The sequence below is a fragment of the Streptosporangium minutum genome (genome assembly GCF_002149035.1).
GTDB lineage: Bacteria > Actinomycetota > Actinomycetes > Streptosporangiales > Streptosporangiaceae > Streptosporangium > Streptosporangium minutum.
In genome coordinates, this window is sequence record NZ_NGFP01000210.1 from 1 (window position 1) to 16,570 (window position 16,570).

Sequence of the window (16,570 nt, forward strand, 5' to 3'; positions counted from 1 at the left end):
GCCTGAAGCCCCGGGGCCGCGTCCGCTAGCCGTATCGATCCACGGGACGGCTGGACGGCAACGTGTCACTCTCCGGCGGGTGCCTGCGCGACCGCGACGAAGTTCTGGCTCATGCCGATGATCGAGGGCTCCGTCTCGGTCAGGCGGAGCACGGACAACACGTGATCGCGCTGTCCCGCGTCCTCCAACCGCTGGGCGAAGCCGGGAAGAAGCTTGACGTTGCCGCTCGCGCCGACGAGCACCCGCAGACCCAAGCCCGCCTCCTGGATCTCACCGGTCAGCTCCTCCGGCCGGTGGAAGTAGGAGGTCGTGAACCCCGCAGGATCACCGCCTGGGTTGCGGTACTGCCCGTCGGCGAGGAATCGAACGGTGTCCTCGATCTCACCGGGGTCGGGCGGCCGGCCCCCGGCCAGGTTTTCGAAGATCGGATAGAACCGGGACAGCGCCTTCGCGACGACGAGCCCGCCTGGCCGTACCACTCGCCGGGCCTCACGCAATGCCGTGATGCGATCGGACTTGTCCGTCAGGTGGTACAGCGGACCGAGCAACAGCACGACATCGACGCTGGCCTCGGCGGCCTCCAGCGCCCGCGCGTCACCGACCGTGATACTCGCCAGCCGAGCGGAAGCGGCACGGGAAGCCGTGATTGCCTGCTCGACGTGGAGCGGCACCGGATCGACCAGGTGCACCTCATAGCCGGCAGCCGCCAGCGGCAGTGCGTAGACGCCGGCGCCACCGCCTACGTCCAGTACTCGTGCCGGGGCCGGCGGCAGATGCCGTTCCAGCAGATCCCACATCCGGAGGAACTCGATCCGCCGCGCCCCGGCGGTCAACCGATCCCGTTCCAGACCGTGCTCGTAGTACTCCAAGATCTCCGAGTCCACCATGGCGCACACGATAGATGTCCCATCGCCCGCTCAGCGAGTGAAATTCACCGCCTCGGCGCCATAGGCACTCGGCTCGAAACCCGGTGGACCCGCCCGGTCATGGCATCAGGGGCAGCCGGTGGCGTCGTCCTTCACCTCGGGCGGGGAGTCGGCCACGGTGACGGAGAGCTGGGCGGTCGAGGCCACCAGGCTGCCCGCCGGTGATCTGGCCGCCTTCTCGTCCACCACGACGCCCCGCTCGCCCAGGAGTTCGTAGGTCTCCGAGTCGAAGATCAGATCCGCCCGCACACCCGTCTGATCGACCCGGCCCACGCCGACGCCCCTGCGGCCCGCCGCGTCCTCGGCGTCCCGCACGACGTCGACCCCCGGGATCGTCCCCAGGGCCTCGAACAGCGCCGCCCGCTGAGCCGGAGGCATGTAGTTCTCCCGCAGCATGTCGCCGGCGGTGGTCCACGCGGCCTCGTCCTTGGACTTTCCACCGCGGTCACCGGTGTAGAGGTGAGCACGCATCCCGTCGGCTTCGGCGGGCAGCTTCTTCAGGCTCGCGTAGTCGGTGCGCATGTAGTCGGGGGTATTCCCGCAGGCCGGCAGCCGGTGCCACTCGGTGCCACGATCCTTGTGGGCCTCCTGGGGGATGGGCCAGCCGGGATAGGCGTACGGCTCCAGATATTCGATCTTCAGTGCGCCGTCCTTCTCCCCGTTGGCGGACTGCCAGATCGCCCGCTTGGTCCGGTAGAGATACCGCGACTCGGCCTCCGTGTTGCCCTCGGCGTCGGTGCCCATGCCACTGAACGAGCCGTACATCGTCTGCGACTCGACCTTGACGAACTGGTCGTCGCGCGGGGCGAGGTCGTTGCGCGCGGCGGCCCGCGCGGCCCTGCCGAGCACCTCGGTCGCCGACATGGGGGCGATCTCGGGCATCGCGACCACGACCTCGGTGCCGCCCACCCCCTGCTCCGGTGCCGTGACCGTGGCCGTCACGGCCACCCCGGCCGCCACCGCGAGCGCTCCGGCCAGCATCACCGTGTACGGCCTGCGCCACAGTGGCCTGCGGCCCGTGGCGGCCGCGGCCAGCCCCCGCCGGGCCGCGCCCTTCGCCTCGGGGGCGTACGGCGGCACGTCCGGGCGGATGCCGGCCACCATCTCGATCTCATCGTTGTTCATCGAAACTCCTTGAGTGTGGAGACCCCGGGCTTCAGTCCTGGGGAGGAAGCGCGGCACGGTGTCGCACGGTGTTTCTCGAAAGCGCGGGCATGGTTAACCGGGCTCGCAATATCGTGTGGGGCGTGGCGCGGATCGTGAAGCGGGCGTTCAAGTTCCGCTTCTACCCGACCCCCGGGCAGGCCGAAGAGCTTGCCCGGACGTTCGGCTGCGCCCGCCTGGTCTACAACAAGGCCCTCGAAGAGCGCACCCGCGCCTACACCCTYGAAGGCCGGAAGGTCTCCTACGTGCAGTCGTCGGCGGCGCTGACGGAATGGAAGCGCACCGAGGAGCTGGCGTTCCTGAACGAGGTGTCGTCGGTGCCGTTGCAGCAGGCGCTCAGGCACYTGCAGGCAGCGTTCGCGAACTTCTTCGCCAAACGGGCGAAGTATCCGACGTTCAAATCCCGTAAGAAGTCCCGGCTCAGCGCCGAGTACACCCGTTCGGCGTTCACCTACCGAGACGGCCGGATCACCCTGGCGAAGATGGGCGGCCCGCTGCGCATCGTGTGGTCGCGTCCGCTGCCGGAGGGGGCGGTCCCGTCCACGGTGACGGTGTCGAAGGACGCGGCCGGGCGGTGGTTCGTSTCSATCCTGTGCSAGGACACGATCCGTCCCCTGGACCCGGCCGACGGTGTGGTCGGYATCGATGCCGGGATCACGTCCCTGCTCACCTTGTCGCGGCCGATCCCSGGYSTCACCGACGCGGCGGGGAAGGTGGCCAATCCCCGCCACGAGCGGGCCGATCGGCGCAGGCTGGCCCGGGCGCGACGCGCCCTGGCCCGCACGGAGAAGGGYTCCAGSAACCGGGCCAAAACACGGGTGAAGSTCGCCCGGGTRCATGCCCGCATCGCCGACCGCCGCCGCGACTTCCTGCACAAGCTCACCACTCGGCTCGTCCGTGAGAACCAAACGGTCGTGATCGAGGACCTCACCGTGCGCAATATGGTGAGGAATCACTCGCTGGCCCGCGCCGTCTCGGATGCGAGCTGGCGGGAGCTGCGCTCCATGCTGGAGTACAAAGCGGCCTGGTATGGGCGGGAACTGCTGGTCGTTGACCGCTGGTTCCCCTCCTCCAAGCTGTGCTCGGCGTGCGGGACCGTCCAGCGGTCCATGCCGCTGAACGTCCGCGACTGGGTGTGCGTCTGCGGCGCCGCCCATGACCGGGATGTGAACGCGGCCAGGAACATTCTCGCCGCCGGGCTGGCGGAGAGGTAAAACGCCTGTGGAGGGCTGGTGAGACCCGACCCGCGAAAGCGGTGAGGGCGCGGCCCGGTGAAGCAGGAAATCCATCCCGTGAGGGGTGGAATTCCCCGGCTTCAGCCGTGGGGAGGATGTCAAGAGCGTCGGATGAGGAGTGGGACGTGGCTGATCGGCGGATGAGGGGCGTGCGGAGCCTGATGCGCGGGCGTCCCGGAGCGGTGCGGGACTCTCCCGAACGGTCGATGGACCCGCGCTCCGCCGGCGACGAGCCGCCTTCGCCCCGGGCGCACGTCATCGACAACGCGATCTACGTGAACGGGCGGCGGACGGCCACCCCCGGATCGCTGCCCGAGGCGTTCGAGTGCCTGAAGAACACGCCCGACAGCATGGCCTGGATCGGCTTCTACCGGCCCGAGGACGCGGTGATCCTCAACGTCGCGGAGGAGTTCGACCTGCACGAGCTGGCGGTCGAGGACGCCATCGTCGCCCACCAGCGGCCCAAGGCCGACCGCTACGAGGACACGCTGTTCGTGGTGCTCCGCCCGGCCAGATACGTCGACGAGGCCGAGGAGGTCGACTTCGGCGAGCTGCACCTCTTCGTCGGCCGGAACTTCGTGATCACCGTACGGCACAGCGAGGCCCCCGACCTGTCCCAGGTCCGCCGGCGCATGGAGGGCGATCCCGAACTGCTCGGCCAGGGCCCGCAGGCGGTGCTCTACGCCATCATGGACGCGGTCGTGGACGGCTACGCCCCGGTCGTCGCGGGCCTGCAGAACGACATCGACGAGATCGAGGTCCAGGTCTTCGGCAACGAGCCCGGCGTCTCCCGCCGCATCTACGAGCTCTCGCGCGAGGTGATCGAGTTCCAGCGGGCCACGGGGCCGCTGCTCGGCATGATCGAGGGATTCATCGCGGGGGCGGCCAAGTACGGGGTGGACCAGGAACTGCAGAGATACCTGCGCGACGTCGCCGACCACGCGATCACCGTGGCGGAGCGGGTCAGCGGTTTCCGCCAGATGCTCCACGACATCCTCGTGGTCAACTCGACCATGGTCGCCCAGGCCCAGAACGAGCACATGACCAATCTCACCGAGGCCAGCAACGCCCAGAACGAGGAGGTCAAGAAGATCTCCGCCTGGGCCGCCATCCTGTTCGCCCCCACCCTCGTCGGCACCATCTACGGCATGAACTTCGACGTCATGCCCGAGATCCACTGGGCTCTGGGCTACCCGTTCGCGGTGCTGCTGATGGCGGGCGTCTGCACGACCCTCTACGTGGTGTTCAAGCGCCGGGACTGGCTGTAGGCCTCCACCGGGCTGCGGTCTCCGCCCGGCTGGGGGTTCCGTCCGGGCGCGGGCCTGGGCTCCTCCCGCGTCCGCCGCGCACGCCGTCACCCATGAGAACGGTGAATCACGCAAATACAAATGCCGAATTTTAGGGGTATCGCAGGCGGCGGCCGGTGTTTTCCGTGCGGTCGAAATGCCCTGGACGGCGATATGTCCAGGGCATTTCCGTGTCGCGCACGGAGGGGTCTCATCGGACGCTCCTGACAGGAAGGCGGCTACCGCGTCTGGAAGTAGAAGCGGTAGTCGGTGCCGTCGTGCAACATCGCCGCCCGGCCGGTGTCGCTGGTGTCCGGGAAGTCCTTCAGATTGAGCTGGGGAATGGAGTTGTGGCCGTACTGGTATTCCGCCGCGTCGCCGTTCCACGAGCCCTGGGAGATCCTGTCGTTGCATCCGTAGTGGAAGGCGTAGATCCGGTAGGCGGTGCCGTCGTGCAGCATCGACCAGCGCGACCAGTCGGTGTCGGGCGGGAAGCCGGTGACCCGGAGGGTGGGGGCGTGCTCGCCGTAGGACCACTGGTAGGTCGCCGTGCCCGGTACCCAGACGAACTGGTACAGGGTGGTGGGGTCGCCGAGCCTGCGCAGGTAGGCGTGGTAGGCCCCGCCGCTGTGCAGCAGCGAGACGCTGCCGCTGTCGGCGTCCGCCGGCGCGCCCGTCAGCGTGAGCACCGGGATCGAGTTGTAGCCGTAGGCGTACGAGGTGCCGTCCCAGGCGAACTGGTACAGCGTGTCACGGCTGCTGCCCCGGAAGGCGTACAGGCGGTAGAGGGTGCCGTCGTGCAGCACCGACCAGCGCCGGAAGTTGGCGTCGGCGGGGGCGCCGGTGATCGGGAGATTGGGGAGCGAGTTGTAGCCGTAGTGGTAATTGTCACTGCCGGGAACCCAAGCTCCCTGGTTGACGGAAACCATCGACCGACCCTCCGTGTGTGAAATAAAACGATTGGCATGCCGTGCGCTTCGTCATGAAACAGTAAATCAATCTGTTGATTTTTTGGGTTGAATCATTTCGAGTTTCCCGGAGGCTCCCGCCCGTCCCGGCTGTGGCGGCGAGCTTGGCAGTCCAAAGAGACTGTTCGGATATTTCCGAAATGTGGGGAATGCTCGGTAAGGAAAAATGTGGGGCATCCTCGGTAGGGAAGGGGGTGGCACGACTCGACCGTGCCGCCCGTCTCGGCCCCGGCCGCCCCGGCGGGGCCGGGAGGCGCCATGTCCGCCGCGGCCCGTGGATCAGGTGAGCGCCTCGACGGCGGCCACGGCGCCGCCCGCCGCGAGGCCGACGACCAGGATCAGCGGGCTCCCCTTGAGGCCCTGGACGAGATGGAACCTCAGGTCCCGATACTCCTTCATGCCCTCGGTGCCGGGCAGCGTCATCAGGCGGGGACGCAGGCCGGCGAAGACGAGCCAGTCGATGACCACGAGATCGTAGGCGGACATCGTCGCGGAGACGATCGCGGCGCAGGCCGCCGCCGGGAGGAAGCCGAGGTCGCCGCCTGTCGTGGCTCTCAGGTCGAGCAGGGCGACGACGAGGAGCGGGAGGAAGCAGGCTCCCCAGAAGATCACTCCGAAGTGCAGCGCCACCCGCCGGCCCCGGGCGCTCTTGGGTCTCGCGTACCGTTCCCGGATCGCGGGCGGGTAGGCGTCGACCAGGAAGTCCCGGCCGGCGAGGAACCCGGCGAGCAGGGCGAGGGTGAACAGCACGCTTACCGCGAGGCCGTACAGGACGCCGTGAGCGGCGATCGAACTCCACTGCATGAGATCTCCCTAAGCATTAGGTAAGGCATGCCTGAGAATGTTCTCGATCATCCTTAAAGTCAACATAGTGTGAAGTTCAACGGGCTGGCTACGATGAGCCGGTGCCATCCAGAGCGGGCGGGGAGCCCGATGTCCCGGTCAGGCGTCGCAGACGTCCCGAGTACCGCGCGGGGCGTCCGACGCTCACCAGGGAGGGGATCGCCAGGGCGGCCCTGGAGGTGCTCGCCGGGGGAGGACCGGCCGAGCTGACCATGCGGGCCGTCGCCGCGCGGCTGGAGGTCTCGCCGCGGGCCCTGTACAACTACGTCACCGACCGCCGTCACCTGCTGGAGCTCGTCGTCTCCGTCAGCCAGGCCGACCGCCCCGCGCCCCGGCTGGATCCCGCACGACGGCAGGAGAGCCTGCGGGAGTACTGCCGCGATCTGCGCGCCTGGTATCGCTCCCACCCGGGACTGCTCGCCCTGGCCCGCGCCGAGGACCTGACCTCCTTCGCCTCACCTGACACGCTGCGCGCCGACGACGCCGTGGTGGGCTTCTTCCTTGAGGTCGGCCTGTCCCCGCAGAACGCCTACCGCGCCTGGGCGGTCACCGTGCTCCAGGTGGCCGGCTTCGCCGAGATCTGGGACGCGTGGCACGACCGGCCGCCTCCCGGCGCGGAGCCGGGCGCATGGAACGGGCTGCCGCGACCGGTCTCCCCGGACGACGGGCTGCCCAACCTGCGGAAGGCCGCGGGCGCGGCCTCGGCCGCACCGGACGCGCTTTTCGAGTCCGTGCTGGACATGCTGGTCGCGGGTGTCGAGGCGATGCGCTGACCCGCCGGTCCCGGACGCCGTCCCGCCGCCCGCGCCTCTCCGGCAGGGGAGGACCGCGAGATTTCAGCCGGGCAGGACCGTGAGGCCGGACTGGGTGACAATGGCCTGGAGGGCGGCGACGTGGGCGGTGTAGGCCGCGCGTCCTTCGCGGGTGAGGCTGAACCACGTCCTCGGGCGCTTGCCGACGTGTCCCTTGCGGATCTTCACGTAGCCGGCCGCCTCCAGGGCGCTCGCGTGCTTGGACAGCACCGAGTCGCTGATGTCCAGGTTGTCGCGTACGAAGGCGAACTCGGCCTCGTCGGCGGCCGCCAGCAGTGAGACGATCTGCAGCCGGGTCGGCGCGTGGATCACCGGGTTGAGCTGCGGCGTCATCGCTCCGTCGTCCCCGCCCTGCGAGCGGTCCGCATGGACATCCACCGGGCCAGGAAGGGGGCGGTGACCGCCGCGACCGCGGTCATGATCACGCCCATGAGGGTGCGCGGGTAGGCGATGTCGACCCCCGTGAACCACCACGCCAGCGCGGCGCCCCCGGCGCCGGTGCCGATCATCCAGGCCACGAAGCCGGCCCACGCCCATGGATCCACCACGGAGGGGTGAGGGCGCAGGTTCGCGTTCCGGACGTCTCTCACGAACTTGAGCACGGCGACGGTGAGGCCGGCCCACAGGGCCGGCACGGCGATCCAGAGCCACCACGCGGGCGTGACCTCGGTGACGAACTGCATGCCGGTGACGAAGAGCCAGACCGCCGCCAGGTACCAGGCCGGGAACATCGGTGGTGCGGAGCGAAGGGCTCGGTGCTGCGTCTCGTGGACCTGGGCCAGCGTCCGGGCGGCGTCTTCGGGGGTGATGTGCATGATCTGCTCCCTGCTTCTTTCCTGATTGGAAAGTACTTTCTACTTTCCAATACGTCAAGTACTTTCCGGACAGATCGGCCAGCCCTCCGCGCCGGCGCTCCGCGTCAGCCCTCCGCGTCAGGGCCACGGGGGCGCCGCCGATTTGCACATCGTTGAGCAAGTTGGTTAACTGCACAGCAGTGTGCAAATACCGACATATAGGCAGTTGGGGGTAGTCGCATGGCCGTCTCGGACACGGTCGCCACGGGTGGTGCCCGGGCGCGGTCGAACAGGCTGCGCATCCTGGCGGTCGCCGCACAGGAGCTGAGCCGTAACCCCCAGGCGAGCATGGACGACGTCGCCCGCGCGGCGGGGGTCGTCCGGCGCACGCTCTACGGGCACTTCCCCAGCCGGGACGTCCTGATCGACGGCCTCGCCCAGCAGGCGGCGCGCGAGGTCACCGAGGCCTACCACCGCGGCCAGACCGACGCCGACACGCCCGACGAGGCGATGGCCCGCTTCACGCTGGCCGTCTGGGAGGTCGGCGACCGCTACCGGCTGCTCATCGCACTGGCCCAGCGGAACCTGACCGGCGCCGGGATCCACGAGCTGCTCCGTCCCGTGCGGGAGAAGGCCGCCGAGCTGCTGGAGAGCGGGCAGCGGCTCGGCGTGTTCAGCGACCACCTGCCGGCGCCGGCGCTGTCCTACGCCGTGGAGTCGATGACGATGGGACTGCTCCAGGCGGCGAACGACGGAGCCTGGGAGACCGGCGACGCCGTGGCCGCGGCGACCGCGTGCCTCATCGCGGCGGGCGTGCCGGCCGGCCGGGCGGCCGCGGTGGCGGAGCGGATCGCCGCGGCCCGAGCGTGAGCGCGGCCCGCGTCCCCGTGACGTCGCCGCACTGATCACCACCACTTCTTTCCGGGGGAGAGAAACAGACATGACCGACCACGCCGGATCCACCAGGATTCCCCAGCCTCCGATGCGCCCCATCGTCGGCAACGCGCTGGAGATCGACTCCGACGCGCCGATGCAGAGCATGATGAGGCTCGCCGCCGACCTGGGGCCCGTCTTCCGCATGAGCTTCCCTGGGCAGGAGATGCTCGTCCTGAGCTCGCGCGAGCTGGTGGCGGAGGCCTGTGACGAGTCGCGCTTCGAGAAGCACGTGCACGGGCCGCTGAAGCACATCCGCGACTTCACCGGAGACGGGCTGTTCACCGCCTACGGCGAGGAGCCCAACTGGGCCAGGGCCCACCGGATCCTGATGCCGGCGTTCGGTCCCGCCGCGATGCGGAACTACTTCGACGACATGATCGACATCGCCGACCAGATGCTGACCAAGTGGGAGCGCCTGGGCGCCGACCAGGACATCGACGTGGCCGACAACATGACCCGCCTGACGCTCGACACGATCGCGCTCAGCGGGTTCGGCTACCGCTTCAACTCCTTCTACCAGCGGGAGATGCACCCCTTCATCGACGCGATGGTCCGTGCCCTCAGCGAGGCGGGGGGCCGGTCCCGGCGCGTGCCGCTGCAGAACAAGCTCATGTTCGCCAGCCGGCGGCAGTACGAGGCCGACGCCGCGCTCATGCACGACGTCTGCGACGAGCTCATCGCCCGGCGCAGGCAGGCCGATCCTGGCGAGGCCCCGCGCGACCTGCTCGGCCTGATGCTCAGCGCCGCCGACCCCAGGACGGGGGAGCGGCTCGACGACGCCAACATCAGGAACCAGCTCGTCACCTTCCTGATCGCCGGGCACGAGACGACGAGCGGCCTGCTGTCGTTCGCCGTCCACCTGCTGCTGGACAACCCCGACGTCCTCCGGCACGCCCGCGACGAGGTCGACCGCGTGCTCGGCGCGGCGACGCCGCGCTTCGAGCACCTCTCCCAGCTCGGCTTCATCGACCAGATCCTGCGCGAGACGCTCCGGCTGTACCCGACCGCGCCGGCGTTCGCCGTACACGCCAAGCACGACACGGTGCTCGCCGAGCGCTACCCGCTCAAGAAGGGCGACGTGCTGTTCGTTCTCACGCCCGCCCTGCACCGTGACCCCTCCGTATGGACCGAGCCCGAGCGGTTCGACCCCGCCCGGTTCGCGCCGGGCGCCCGGGAGAACCTCCCCGACAAGGCGTGGCTGCCGTTCGGCAACGGCAGCCGCTCCTGCATCGGGCGGGCGTTCGCGCTGCAGGAGGCGACGCTGGTGCTGTCGATGCTGCTGCAGCGGTTCGAGTTCTGGAGACCGCGGCCGTACGACCTCAAGGTCAGGGAGACGCTGACCCTCAAGCCCGAGGGGCTGCGCATCCGCGCGCGCGTCCGGCAGGCCGTCGAACGGCCGGCCCCCGCGCCCGAGCCGTCGGCTCCGCCGCTGGACAGGCCGGTCACCGCGCACGGCACCCCGCTGCTGCTGCTGTACGGTTCCAACTCCGGCGCGTCCGAGGCGTTCGCCCGGCGCGTCGCGGGTGACGGCGCGGCCCGGGGATACACCGCCCAGGTGACCCCGCTCGACGAGCACGTGGGCAGGCTCCCCACCGAGGGGGCGGTCGTCGTCGTGACCGCCTCCTACAACGGCCGGCCGCCGGACAACGCGCGCGACTTCGTCACCTGGCTCTCCGACGTCCCGCCGGGCGCGCTGGAGGGCGTACGGTACGCCGTCTTCGGGTGCGGCAGCCGCGACTGGCTGTCCACCTACCAGGCCGTCCCCACCATGATCGACGAGAGGCTCCACGACGCCGGCGGCCGGCGGGTCGTCGCCCGGGGTGAGGCGGACGCCGGCGGTGACTTCTTCGGTGACTTCGAACGCTGGTACGCCCCGTTCTGGGAGAGGCTCGGCGACAGCCTCGGCGTCAAGGAGGGCGAGGTCGAGACCGGCCCGCTGTACGAGGTCGAGGTGATCCCCTCGCCGAGCGCCGAGCTGGTGGCGCAGAACCGGCTCGGGCTGGCCACCGTCGTGGAGAACCGGGAGCTGGTCGACGTGGGCTCCCCTCTGGGGCGCTCGAAGCGGCACATCGAGTTCGCCCTTCCCGAGGGCACGACCTACCAGACCGGCGACTACCTCACCGTCCTGCCCGAGAACCCCCCCGAGCTGGTGGAGCGGGCGGCCCGGCGGTTCGGGATCCAGGCCGACGCCGCCGTCGTCCTGCACTCCAGCCGGGGCGCCATGGCCGCGTCGCTGCCCACCGGCAGGCCCCTCTCCGTCCGGGAACTCCTCGGCCACCACGTCGAGCTGTCGGCTCCGGCGACGCGCAAGGACCTCGAACGGCTCGCGGAGCACGCCCAGTGCCCGCCGGACCGCGACCGCCTGTCGGCCCTGGCCGGTGACCCCGGACGGCACCGGCAGGAGATCCTGGACAGGCGGGTGAGCGTGCTCGACCTGCTCGACACCTACCCCTCGCTCGACATGCCCTTCGGGGAGTTCCTGGACATGCTGCCCGCGATGAGGGTCCGGCAGTACTCCATCTCGTCGTCTCCGCGCTGGAACCCGGCGCACTGCACCCTGACGGTGGGCGTGGTGGACGCCCCCGCCCTGTCCGGGGTGGGCAGGTTCCGCGGCATCTCGTCCACCTACCTCGCCCGGCTGCGCCCGGGAGACCGGGTGCCCGTCGCCGTCCGGCGGCCGAACGTGCCGTTCCAGCCTCCGGCCTCGAACGGCACGCCGGTCATCATGATCGCCGCCGGCACCGGTATCGCGCCCTTCCGCGGCTTCGTCCAGGAGCGGGCCCTGCGGAAGGCGGCCGGCGAACCGGCCGGGGAGACGCTGCTGTTCTTCGGCTGCGACCACCCCGACGTGGACTTCCTCTACCGCGAGGAGCTGGCACGGTGGGAGGCCGACGGCGTGGTCCGCGTGCTGCCGGCCTTCACCCACCAGCCGGAGGGGGAGGTGACGTTCGTCCAGCACCGCGTCTGGCGGGAGCGTGACCGCGTCCGCGATCTCTTCCGGCAGGGCGCCACGGTCTACGTCTGCGGCGACGGCCGGCACATGGCGCCCGCCGTACGGGAGAACCTCGGCAGGATCTACCAGGACGCGACGGGCGGCACCGGCGAGGAGGCGACCGCGTGGATCGCCGAGGTCGAACGGAACGGCAGGTACGTGTCCGACGTCTTCGGGTGATCCCGCCCGCGCCGCCTGGCGGATCACCCCGCCGGCGACGCGGCCGTGAGCCGGCGAGCTCCGTGCGACGGCCCGTGGGCCGTCGCACGGGGGCTCAGCCCAGCAGCTTGCGGGCGGCGTCCTCGATCTCGCCCTCCGACAGCAGCACGTGCCTGGAGGCGTCGCCCAGCGGGATGAAGCTGTCGGCGGAGGTCACCCGGGCGATCCTGCCGGTGAAACCGGCGTCGAGCAGCTCGGCGACGATGCTCTCCGAGACGCCGCCGGTGCGCCGGGTCTCGTCGGCGATCAGCACCTTGCCGGTCAGCTCCGCCGCGTGCAGCAGGTCGTCGATCGGGAGCGGCGACAGCCAGCGCAGATCCAGCACCCGGCAGCTGTATCCCTCGGCGGTGAGCCTGACCGCGGCGCGCAGGCTCATCCGCACGCCGTTGCCGAAGGTCGCGATGGTCAGGTCGCGGCCGTCGCCGTAACTGCGGGCGCGGCCGATCGGGATGTGCGTCTCCGCCCAGCGGGCCGGCGGCGCGTACGGCGAGAGCCAGCCGTTGTCGCCGTCGTCGAACAGGTCGCGGGTGTTGTAGAGGGCGATCGGTTCGAGGAAGACGCAGACGCTGCCGTCGGTGCGGGCGGCGGCCAGGCAGGTGCGCAGCATCGAGGCCGCGTCGTCGGGGCGTGCGGGAGAGGCGACGACCAGGCCGGGGATGTCGCGCAGCGCGGCGACGGAGTTGTCGTTGTGGAAGTGGCCCCCGAAGCCCTTCTGGTAGGCGTAGGAGGCGACGCGGACCACCATCGGGTTGCGGAAGGCCCCGCGGGAGAAGAACGACAGCGTCGCGGCCTCGCCCCGGATCTGGTCCAGCGCGTTGTGCAGGTAGGCCAGATACTGGATCTCGGGCACCGGCAGCAGCCCGGAGACACCCGACCCCAGTGCCAGGCCGAGCACGGCCTGCTCGTCGAGGAGCGTGTCGAACACCCGGCCCGCGCCGAAGCGTTTCTGCAGGCCGCGGGTGACGCCGTAGACGCCGCCCTTGCGGGCCACGTCCTCGCCGAAGACCAGCACGTCGGGGTGGGCGGCCAGGGTGTCGGCCAGGGTCCGGTTGATCGCCTGGGAGAGGGTCAGCGGGCCCTCCAGCTCGGGCAGCCTGCCGCCGAAGGCCCTCTCCCTCGAAGCCGCGGCCACCGTGCTGGCCGGGGCGACGGCCTCGGGGGTGCGGGGGGCGAGGGGCTCCATGATCTCGACGGCCGAGGCCAGCCGGGAGCGCCGGGAGCTCTCCATGGCCATCTTGAACAGGTGCTCGCGCGTCGTCTCGTAGCGGGTCAGCAGCTCGTCGGGCGTGGTCAGGCCCGCCTCGACGAGCAGGCGGGCGGTGGCGACGAGCGGGTCGCGCTCCAGGTCGGCGTTGATCTCCCGCTTGGTCCGGTAGGACAGCTCCACGTCGGAGCCGGCGTGGCCCATCAGCCGGACGGTGCCGATGCGCAGCAGGGCGGGGGAGCGGTGCCTGCGGACGTGCTCGGCGGCGGCCCTCGCCACGTCGTGGACGTCGGCCAGGTCGCAGCCGTCGGCCTCGAAGTATTCCAGCAGCCGGTGGCGGGCGGCCGCCACCCAGCCGTCCGGGGTCCGCACGCTGATGCCCAGGCCGTTGTCCTCGCAGACGAACAGCACCGGCATGGCCAGCCCCTGGTAGGCGCCGTAGGCGGCGGTGTTGAGCCCGGACAGGGCGCTGGCGTGGTTGACGGAGGCGTCGCCGAAGCTGCACACCGCGATCGCGTCGCCGGGCCACGCGCCCGCCAGGCCGAGCTGCCGGGCGCGCTCGATGGCGAAGGCCACGCCCACCGCGCGCGGCAGGTGGCTGGCGATCGTGGAGGTCTGCGGGATCACCGCCAGGTCGGGGTGTCCGAAGACCTTGTGGCGGCCGCCCGCCATCGGCTCCTCCGCGGAGGCGGTCAGGCCCAGCAGGACGTCGCGCAGCCCCTCCTCGGGCAGGCGGCCCGCCATCACGGACCGGGCGAGGTAGAAGGCCCCCGAGCGGTAGTGCAGCAGGGCGGGATCGGTGACACGGACCGCCGCCGCCACCGCGACGTTGCCCTCGTGCCCGGCCGAGCCGATGGTGTAGAAGCCCTCGCCCTGCTCGCGCAGCCAGCGCGAGGCGACGTCCAGGAGCCTGCTGCCGAGCTGGAACTCGAACAGCTCGCGGCATCGGGCCCCGGTCAGGGTCGTCCCCTCCCGTACGGGCATGCCGGGATCACGCGGGGCCCCGGGGGAGAGGGCGGTCACCGCCTCGGTGAAATGAGTCTCAACAGTGTCGCGCGCCACAGCTCGATTATGTCCTCCCCGGCGGCTCCCGTCCCCGGCGTTGAGGTCTTTGGGCCTTAAAGAGGCGGTGGACCGGTCCTATTCGACAGTTATTAATAACAACTTGTCAGATCTATCAACCAATTGCCGTCTCTGTACGTCTACTTGAAGGAAGCAACGTGGCACCCTCATGCCGCGTTCAGCCAACGGGGAGGATGGACAACCCGAATGTTGCAACGCACCCGAGCCGTCATCGTCGCGGTGGCCATGGGAGCCGGAGCCTTCGCTCTCGCTCCTTCCGCGACGGCAGCGGCGGGAACCTCAGCGGATCCTGTCGTCTCCAATGTGGAGATCGCCCCCAACCCGGTCGTGGTGACCGGATCACCGGTCACGGCGAAGTTCAGCTTCACCACGACCGCCGCGGGCAAGGCCGAGTTCCAGATCAAGGCGCCGGGCGTCGGCGTCTGGACCTCGCTCGACCTGAAGCCCAGCCCGCACGGCACCGAGACCAAGTGGACCGCGTCCAAGACGTTCGACGCCAAGAGCACCACCGGGCAGTGGAGCTTCCTCGCGATCGCCCACAGCGGCGACGGCAAGGAGGACTCGGCGCGCGGCAAGTTCGCCGTCGACGTCAGGAAGTCCGTCGACACCAAGATCGTCGACTTCGACGCCTCTCCCGACGCCGTGGCCAAGGGCGCCGGCATCGAGGTCTCCGGCAAACTGCTGCGTGACAGCGGTGGCTGGAGCGGATACGGCGGCCAGTCGGTGACGATCACCTTCCGTGAGAAGGGCACCGACGCCTACCGGCACGTCGCCAAGGTCGGGACCGGCCGCAGCGGCTGGTTCAAGGCCAGGGTCAAGGCCGACGCCACCGGCTGGTGGCGTGCGGAGTTCGCCGGCAACGGCGGCGCCCGCGCCTCGGTGAGCGACACCGACCGGGTCGACGTCAAGGTCGCCCCCAAGGTCGTCGACAGCCGGATCGTCGACTTCGACGCCCGGCCCGACCGGGTGGAGGAGGGTGACAGGCTGAGCCTTCGCGGACGCCTGCAGCTCGACACCCGGCACGGCTGGGACGGCTACGCGGGCAAGAAGGTCGTCATCCTGTTCCGCGCCGACGGCTCGTCCCGCTGGGACGACGTGGCCCGTGACTGGACCGACCGCGACGGCCGCTTCGGCGCCGACGTGACGGCCAGGCGTTCGGGTCACTGGCGTGCCGTGTTCGCCGGCAACGACGATGTCAGGGGCAGCAGCAGCGGCTCCGACCACGTGACGGTCGTCCGGCCCCAGCCGGAGCCGGACCGCTCCGCCAGCCGCGTCGTCAAGTTCAACGCCTCGCCGGAGCCCGGCCGCTACGGCCGCTACCTGAAGTTCACCGGCAAGCTCCAGGTGGACGACTCCTCGGGCTGGGAGGGCTACCGCGGCAAGGTCGCGCTGTACTTCAAGGCCAAGGGCTCGCACAAGTGGAGCTACGTCAAGACCACGCGGTCCAACGGCAGCGGCAACCTCTACACCAAGGCCAGGACCTACAAGTCCGGTTACTGGAAGTTCGTCTTCAACGGTGACGGCGACTTCTACGGCGACTCCAGCCGGAGTGACTACGTCCGCGTCGTCAGGCGCTGACGGTGAGATCGGGACCCGCTCCCCGTGAGCGGGCCTGACAACAGACGGCGGCCCGGGTGCTCGAGCACCCGGGCCGCTCTCATGTCCCCGTGCGACGGCGTTCTCCCCGCGGAACGGCATGTCCGGGATGACGGCGCGCCTGACGGAAACCTCTGCTGCGACGGCGATGAGCGGCTCTCGGCAAGCCATCCGGCTTGCTGAGATTCGCTTTGCCCGGAGCAGGCATGGCCGGTGCGAGCATCTCTCTGGAAGTCAGAGCCGATCATGACAACTGGGGGATAAATGCTGCGGAAAGTGCTCCTGATCCTGGTCATGGGTGTCGCGGCCGGGCCGCTGGCCGGGGTGACCGGCGCCTGGGCGGCCGGACCCCCGCCCGCCGAGGCCGCCGCGCCCGCCGCGCCTGCCAAGGCCGCCGCACTCGCCGCGCCCGCTGCACCCGCCGAGGTCGCCGCGCCCGCCGTACCTGTCGCGCCCGCCGAGGTCACTGCACCCGCCGTGCCCGCCGCCCCGGCGGTCACTCCGCCCCCCGT

The 16,570-nt window shown here is 70.3% G+C and carries 14 protein-coding genes; 7 read left to right on the plus strand and 7 right to left on the minus strand.

Translation table 11 applies throughout. The annotated features are described in order from the left end of the window. Positions 1-65: 65 nt before the first annotated feature. Both CA984_RS33115 and CA984_RS33120 read right to left on the minus strand, forming a co-directional pair. Positions 66-887, minus strand: a complete 822-nt coding sequence (locus CA984_RS33115) for a class I SAM-dependent methyltransferase (protein ID WP_086577399.1) — start codon at positions 885-887, stop codon at positions 66-68. A 105-nt stretch (positions 888-992) separates the two neighbouring features. Continuing rightward, complete coding sequence (locus tag CA984_RS33120; RefSeq protein ID WP_086577400.1) at positions 993-2,051, minus strand: CU044_5270 family protein; 1,059 nt, start codon at positions 2,049-2,051, stop codon at positions 993-995. Between the two features lie 122 nt (positions 2,052-2,173). Between CA984_RS33120 and CA984_RS33125 the strand changes: the two genes are divergently transcribed. Both CA984_RS33125 and CA984_RS33130 read left to right on the plus strand, forming a co-directional pair. Next, complete coding sequence (locus tag CA984_RS33125; protein WP_086577410.1) at positions 2,174-3,304, plus strand: RNA-guided endonuclease InsQ/TnpB family protein; 1,131 nt, start codon at positions 2,174-2,176, stop codon at positions 3,302-3,304. A 146-nt stretch (positions 3,305-3,450) separates the two neighbouring features. Then, entirely contained in the window at positions 3,451-4,593 is a 1,143-nt protein-coding gene (locus CA984_RS33130) for a magnesium and cobalt transport protein CorA (RefSeq protein WP_108724651.1), read from the plus strand. Between the two features lie 257 nt (positions 4,594-4,850). Here the strand turns inward: CA984_RS33130 and CA984_RS33135 are convergent, their stop codons facing one another. Beyond that, entirely contained in the window at positions 4,851-5,540 is a 690-nt protein-coding gene (locus tag CA984_RS33135) for a hypothetical protein (protein WP_086577401.1), read from the minus strand. 318 nt (positions 5,541-5,858) lie between these two features. Beyond that, positions 5,859-6,383, minus strand: a complete 525-nt coding sequence (locus CA984_RS33140; protein WP_086577402.1) for a hypothetical protein — start codon at positions 6,381-6,383, stop codon at positions 5,859-5,861. Positions 6,384-6,484: 101 nt separating this feature from the next. Between CA984_RS33140 and CA984_RS33145 the strand changes: the two genes are divergently transcribed. Then, entirely contained in the window at positions 6,485-7,195 is a 711-nt protein-coding gene (locus CA984_RS33145) for a TetR/AcrR family transcriptional regulator (RefSeq protein WP_086577403.1), read from the plus strand. 63 nt (positions 7,196-7,258) lie between these two features. On the opposite strand, the gene CA984_RS33150 is transcribed toward CA984_RS33145, so the two are convergent. Then, positions 7,259-7,567 carry a winged helix-turn-helix domain-containing protein gene (locus tag CA984_RS33150; protein ID WP_086577404.1) on the minus strand — a complete coding sequence of 103 codons (309 nt, stop codon included), beginning with the start codon at positions 7,565-7,567 and terminating at the stop codon, positions 7,259-7,261. Then, positions 7,564-8,049 carry a hypothetical protein gene (locus CA984_RS33155; RefSeq protein ID WP_086577405.1) on the minus strand — a complete coding sequence of 162 codons (486 nt, stop codon included), beginning with the start codon at positions 8,047-8,049 and terminating at the stop codon, positions 7,564-7,566. The genes CA984_RS33150 and CA984_RS33155 overlap by 4 nt, the downstream gene beginning before the upstream one ends. Before the next feature lie 219 nt (positions 8,050-8,268). On the opposite strand from CA984_RS33155, the gene CA984_RS33160 reads away from it, so the two are divergent. Both CA984_RS33160 and CA984_RS33165 read left to right on the plus strand, forming a co-directional pair. Next, positions 8,269-8,898 carry a TetR/AcrR family transcriptional regulator gene (locus tag CA984_RS33160; RefSeq protein ID WP_086577406.1) on the plus strand — a complete coding sequence of 210 codons (630 nt, stop codon included), beginning with the start codon at positions 8,269-8,271 and terminating at the stop codon, positions 8,896-8,898. A 70-nt stretch (positions 8,899-8,968) separates the two neighbouring features. Continuing rightward, positions 8,969-12,136, plus strand: coding sequence for a bifunctional cytochrome P450/NADPH--P450 reductase (locus tag CA984_RS33165; RefSeq protein ID WP_086577407.1), 3,168 nt, complete (start codon positions 8,969-8,971; stop codon positions 12,134-12,136). 94 nt (positions 12,137-12,230) lie between these two features. Here CA984_RS33165 and CA984_RS33170 read toward each other — a convergent pair whose 3' ends face one another. After that, positions 12,231-14,441, minus strand: coding sequence for a thiamine pyrophosphate-dependent enzyme (locus tag CA984_RS33170; protein ID WP_086577408.1), 2,211 nt, complete (start codon positions 14,439-14,441; stop codon positions 12,231-12,233). A 207-nt stretch (positions 14,442-14,648) separates the two neighbouring features. On the opposite strand from CA984_RS33170, the gene CA984_RS33175 reads away from it, so the two are divergent. Then, a complete protein-coding gene (locus CA984_RS33175; protein ID WP_133061846.1) occupies positions 14,649-16,040 on the plus strand; it encodes a hypothetical protein in 1,392 nt (463 codons plus the stop codon). Between the two features lie 282 nt (positions 16,041-16,322). Further along, positions 16,323-16,570: hypothetical protein (locus CA984_RS33180; protein ID WP_207621134.1), on the plus strand; the 248-nt coding region annotated here is incomplete at its 3' end.

Excerpts from the sequence above, each read along its gene's own strand:
- CA984_RS33115 (WP_086577399.1), bottom strand. The coding sequence starts at position 887 with ATGGTGGACTCGGAGATCTTGGAGTACTACGAGCACGGTCTGGAACGG.
- CA984_RS33120 (WP_086577400.1), bottom strand. The coding sequence starts at position 2,051 with ATGAACAACGATGAGATCGAGATGGTGGCCGGCATCCGCCCGGACGTG.
- CA984_RS33135 (WP_086577401.1), bottom strand. The coding sequence starts at position 5,540 with ATGGTTTCCGTCAACCAGGGAGCTTGGGTTCCCGGCAGTGACAATTAC.
- CA984_RS33140 (WP_086577402.1), bottom strand. The coding sequence starts at position 6,383 with ATGCAGTGGAGTTCGATCGCCGCTCACGGCGTCCTGTACGGCCTCGCG.
- CA984_RS33150 (WP_086577404.1), bottom strand. The coding sequence starts at position 7,567 with ATGACGCCGCAGCTCAACCCGGTGATCCACGCGCCGACCCGGCTGCAG.
- CA984_RS33155 (WP_086577405.1), bottom strand. The coding sequence starts at position 8,049 with ATGCACATCACCCCCGAAGACGCCGCCCGGACGCTGGCCCAGGTCCAC.
- CA984_RS33160 (WP_086577406.1), top strand. The coding sequence starts at position 8,269 with ATGGCCGTCTCGGACACGGTCGCCACGGGTGGTGCCCGGGCGCGGTCG.
- CA984_RS33165 (WP_086577407.1), top strand. The coding sequence starts at position 8,969 with ATGACCGACCACGCCGGATCCACCAGGATTCCCCAGCCTCCGATGCGC.
- CA984_RS33175 (WP_133061846.1), top strand. The coding sequence starts at position 14,649 with ATGTTGCAACGCACCCGAGCCGTCATCGTCGCGGTGGCCATGGGAGCC.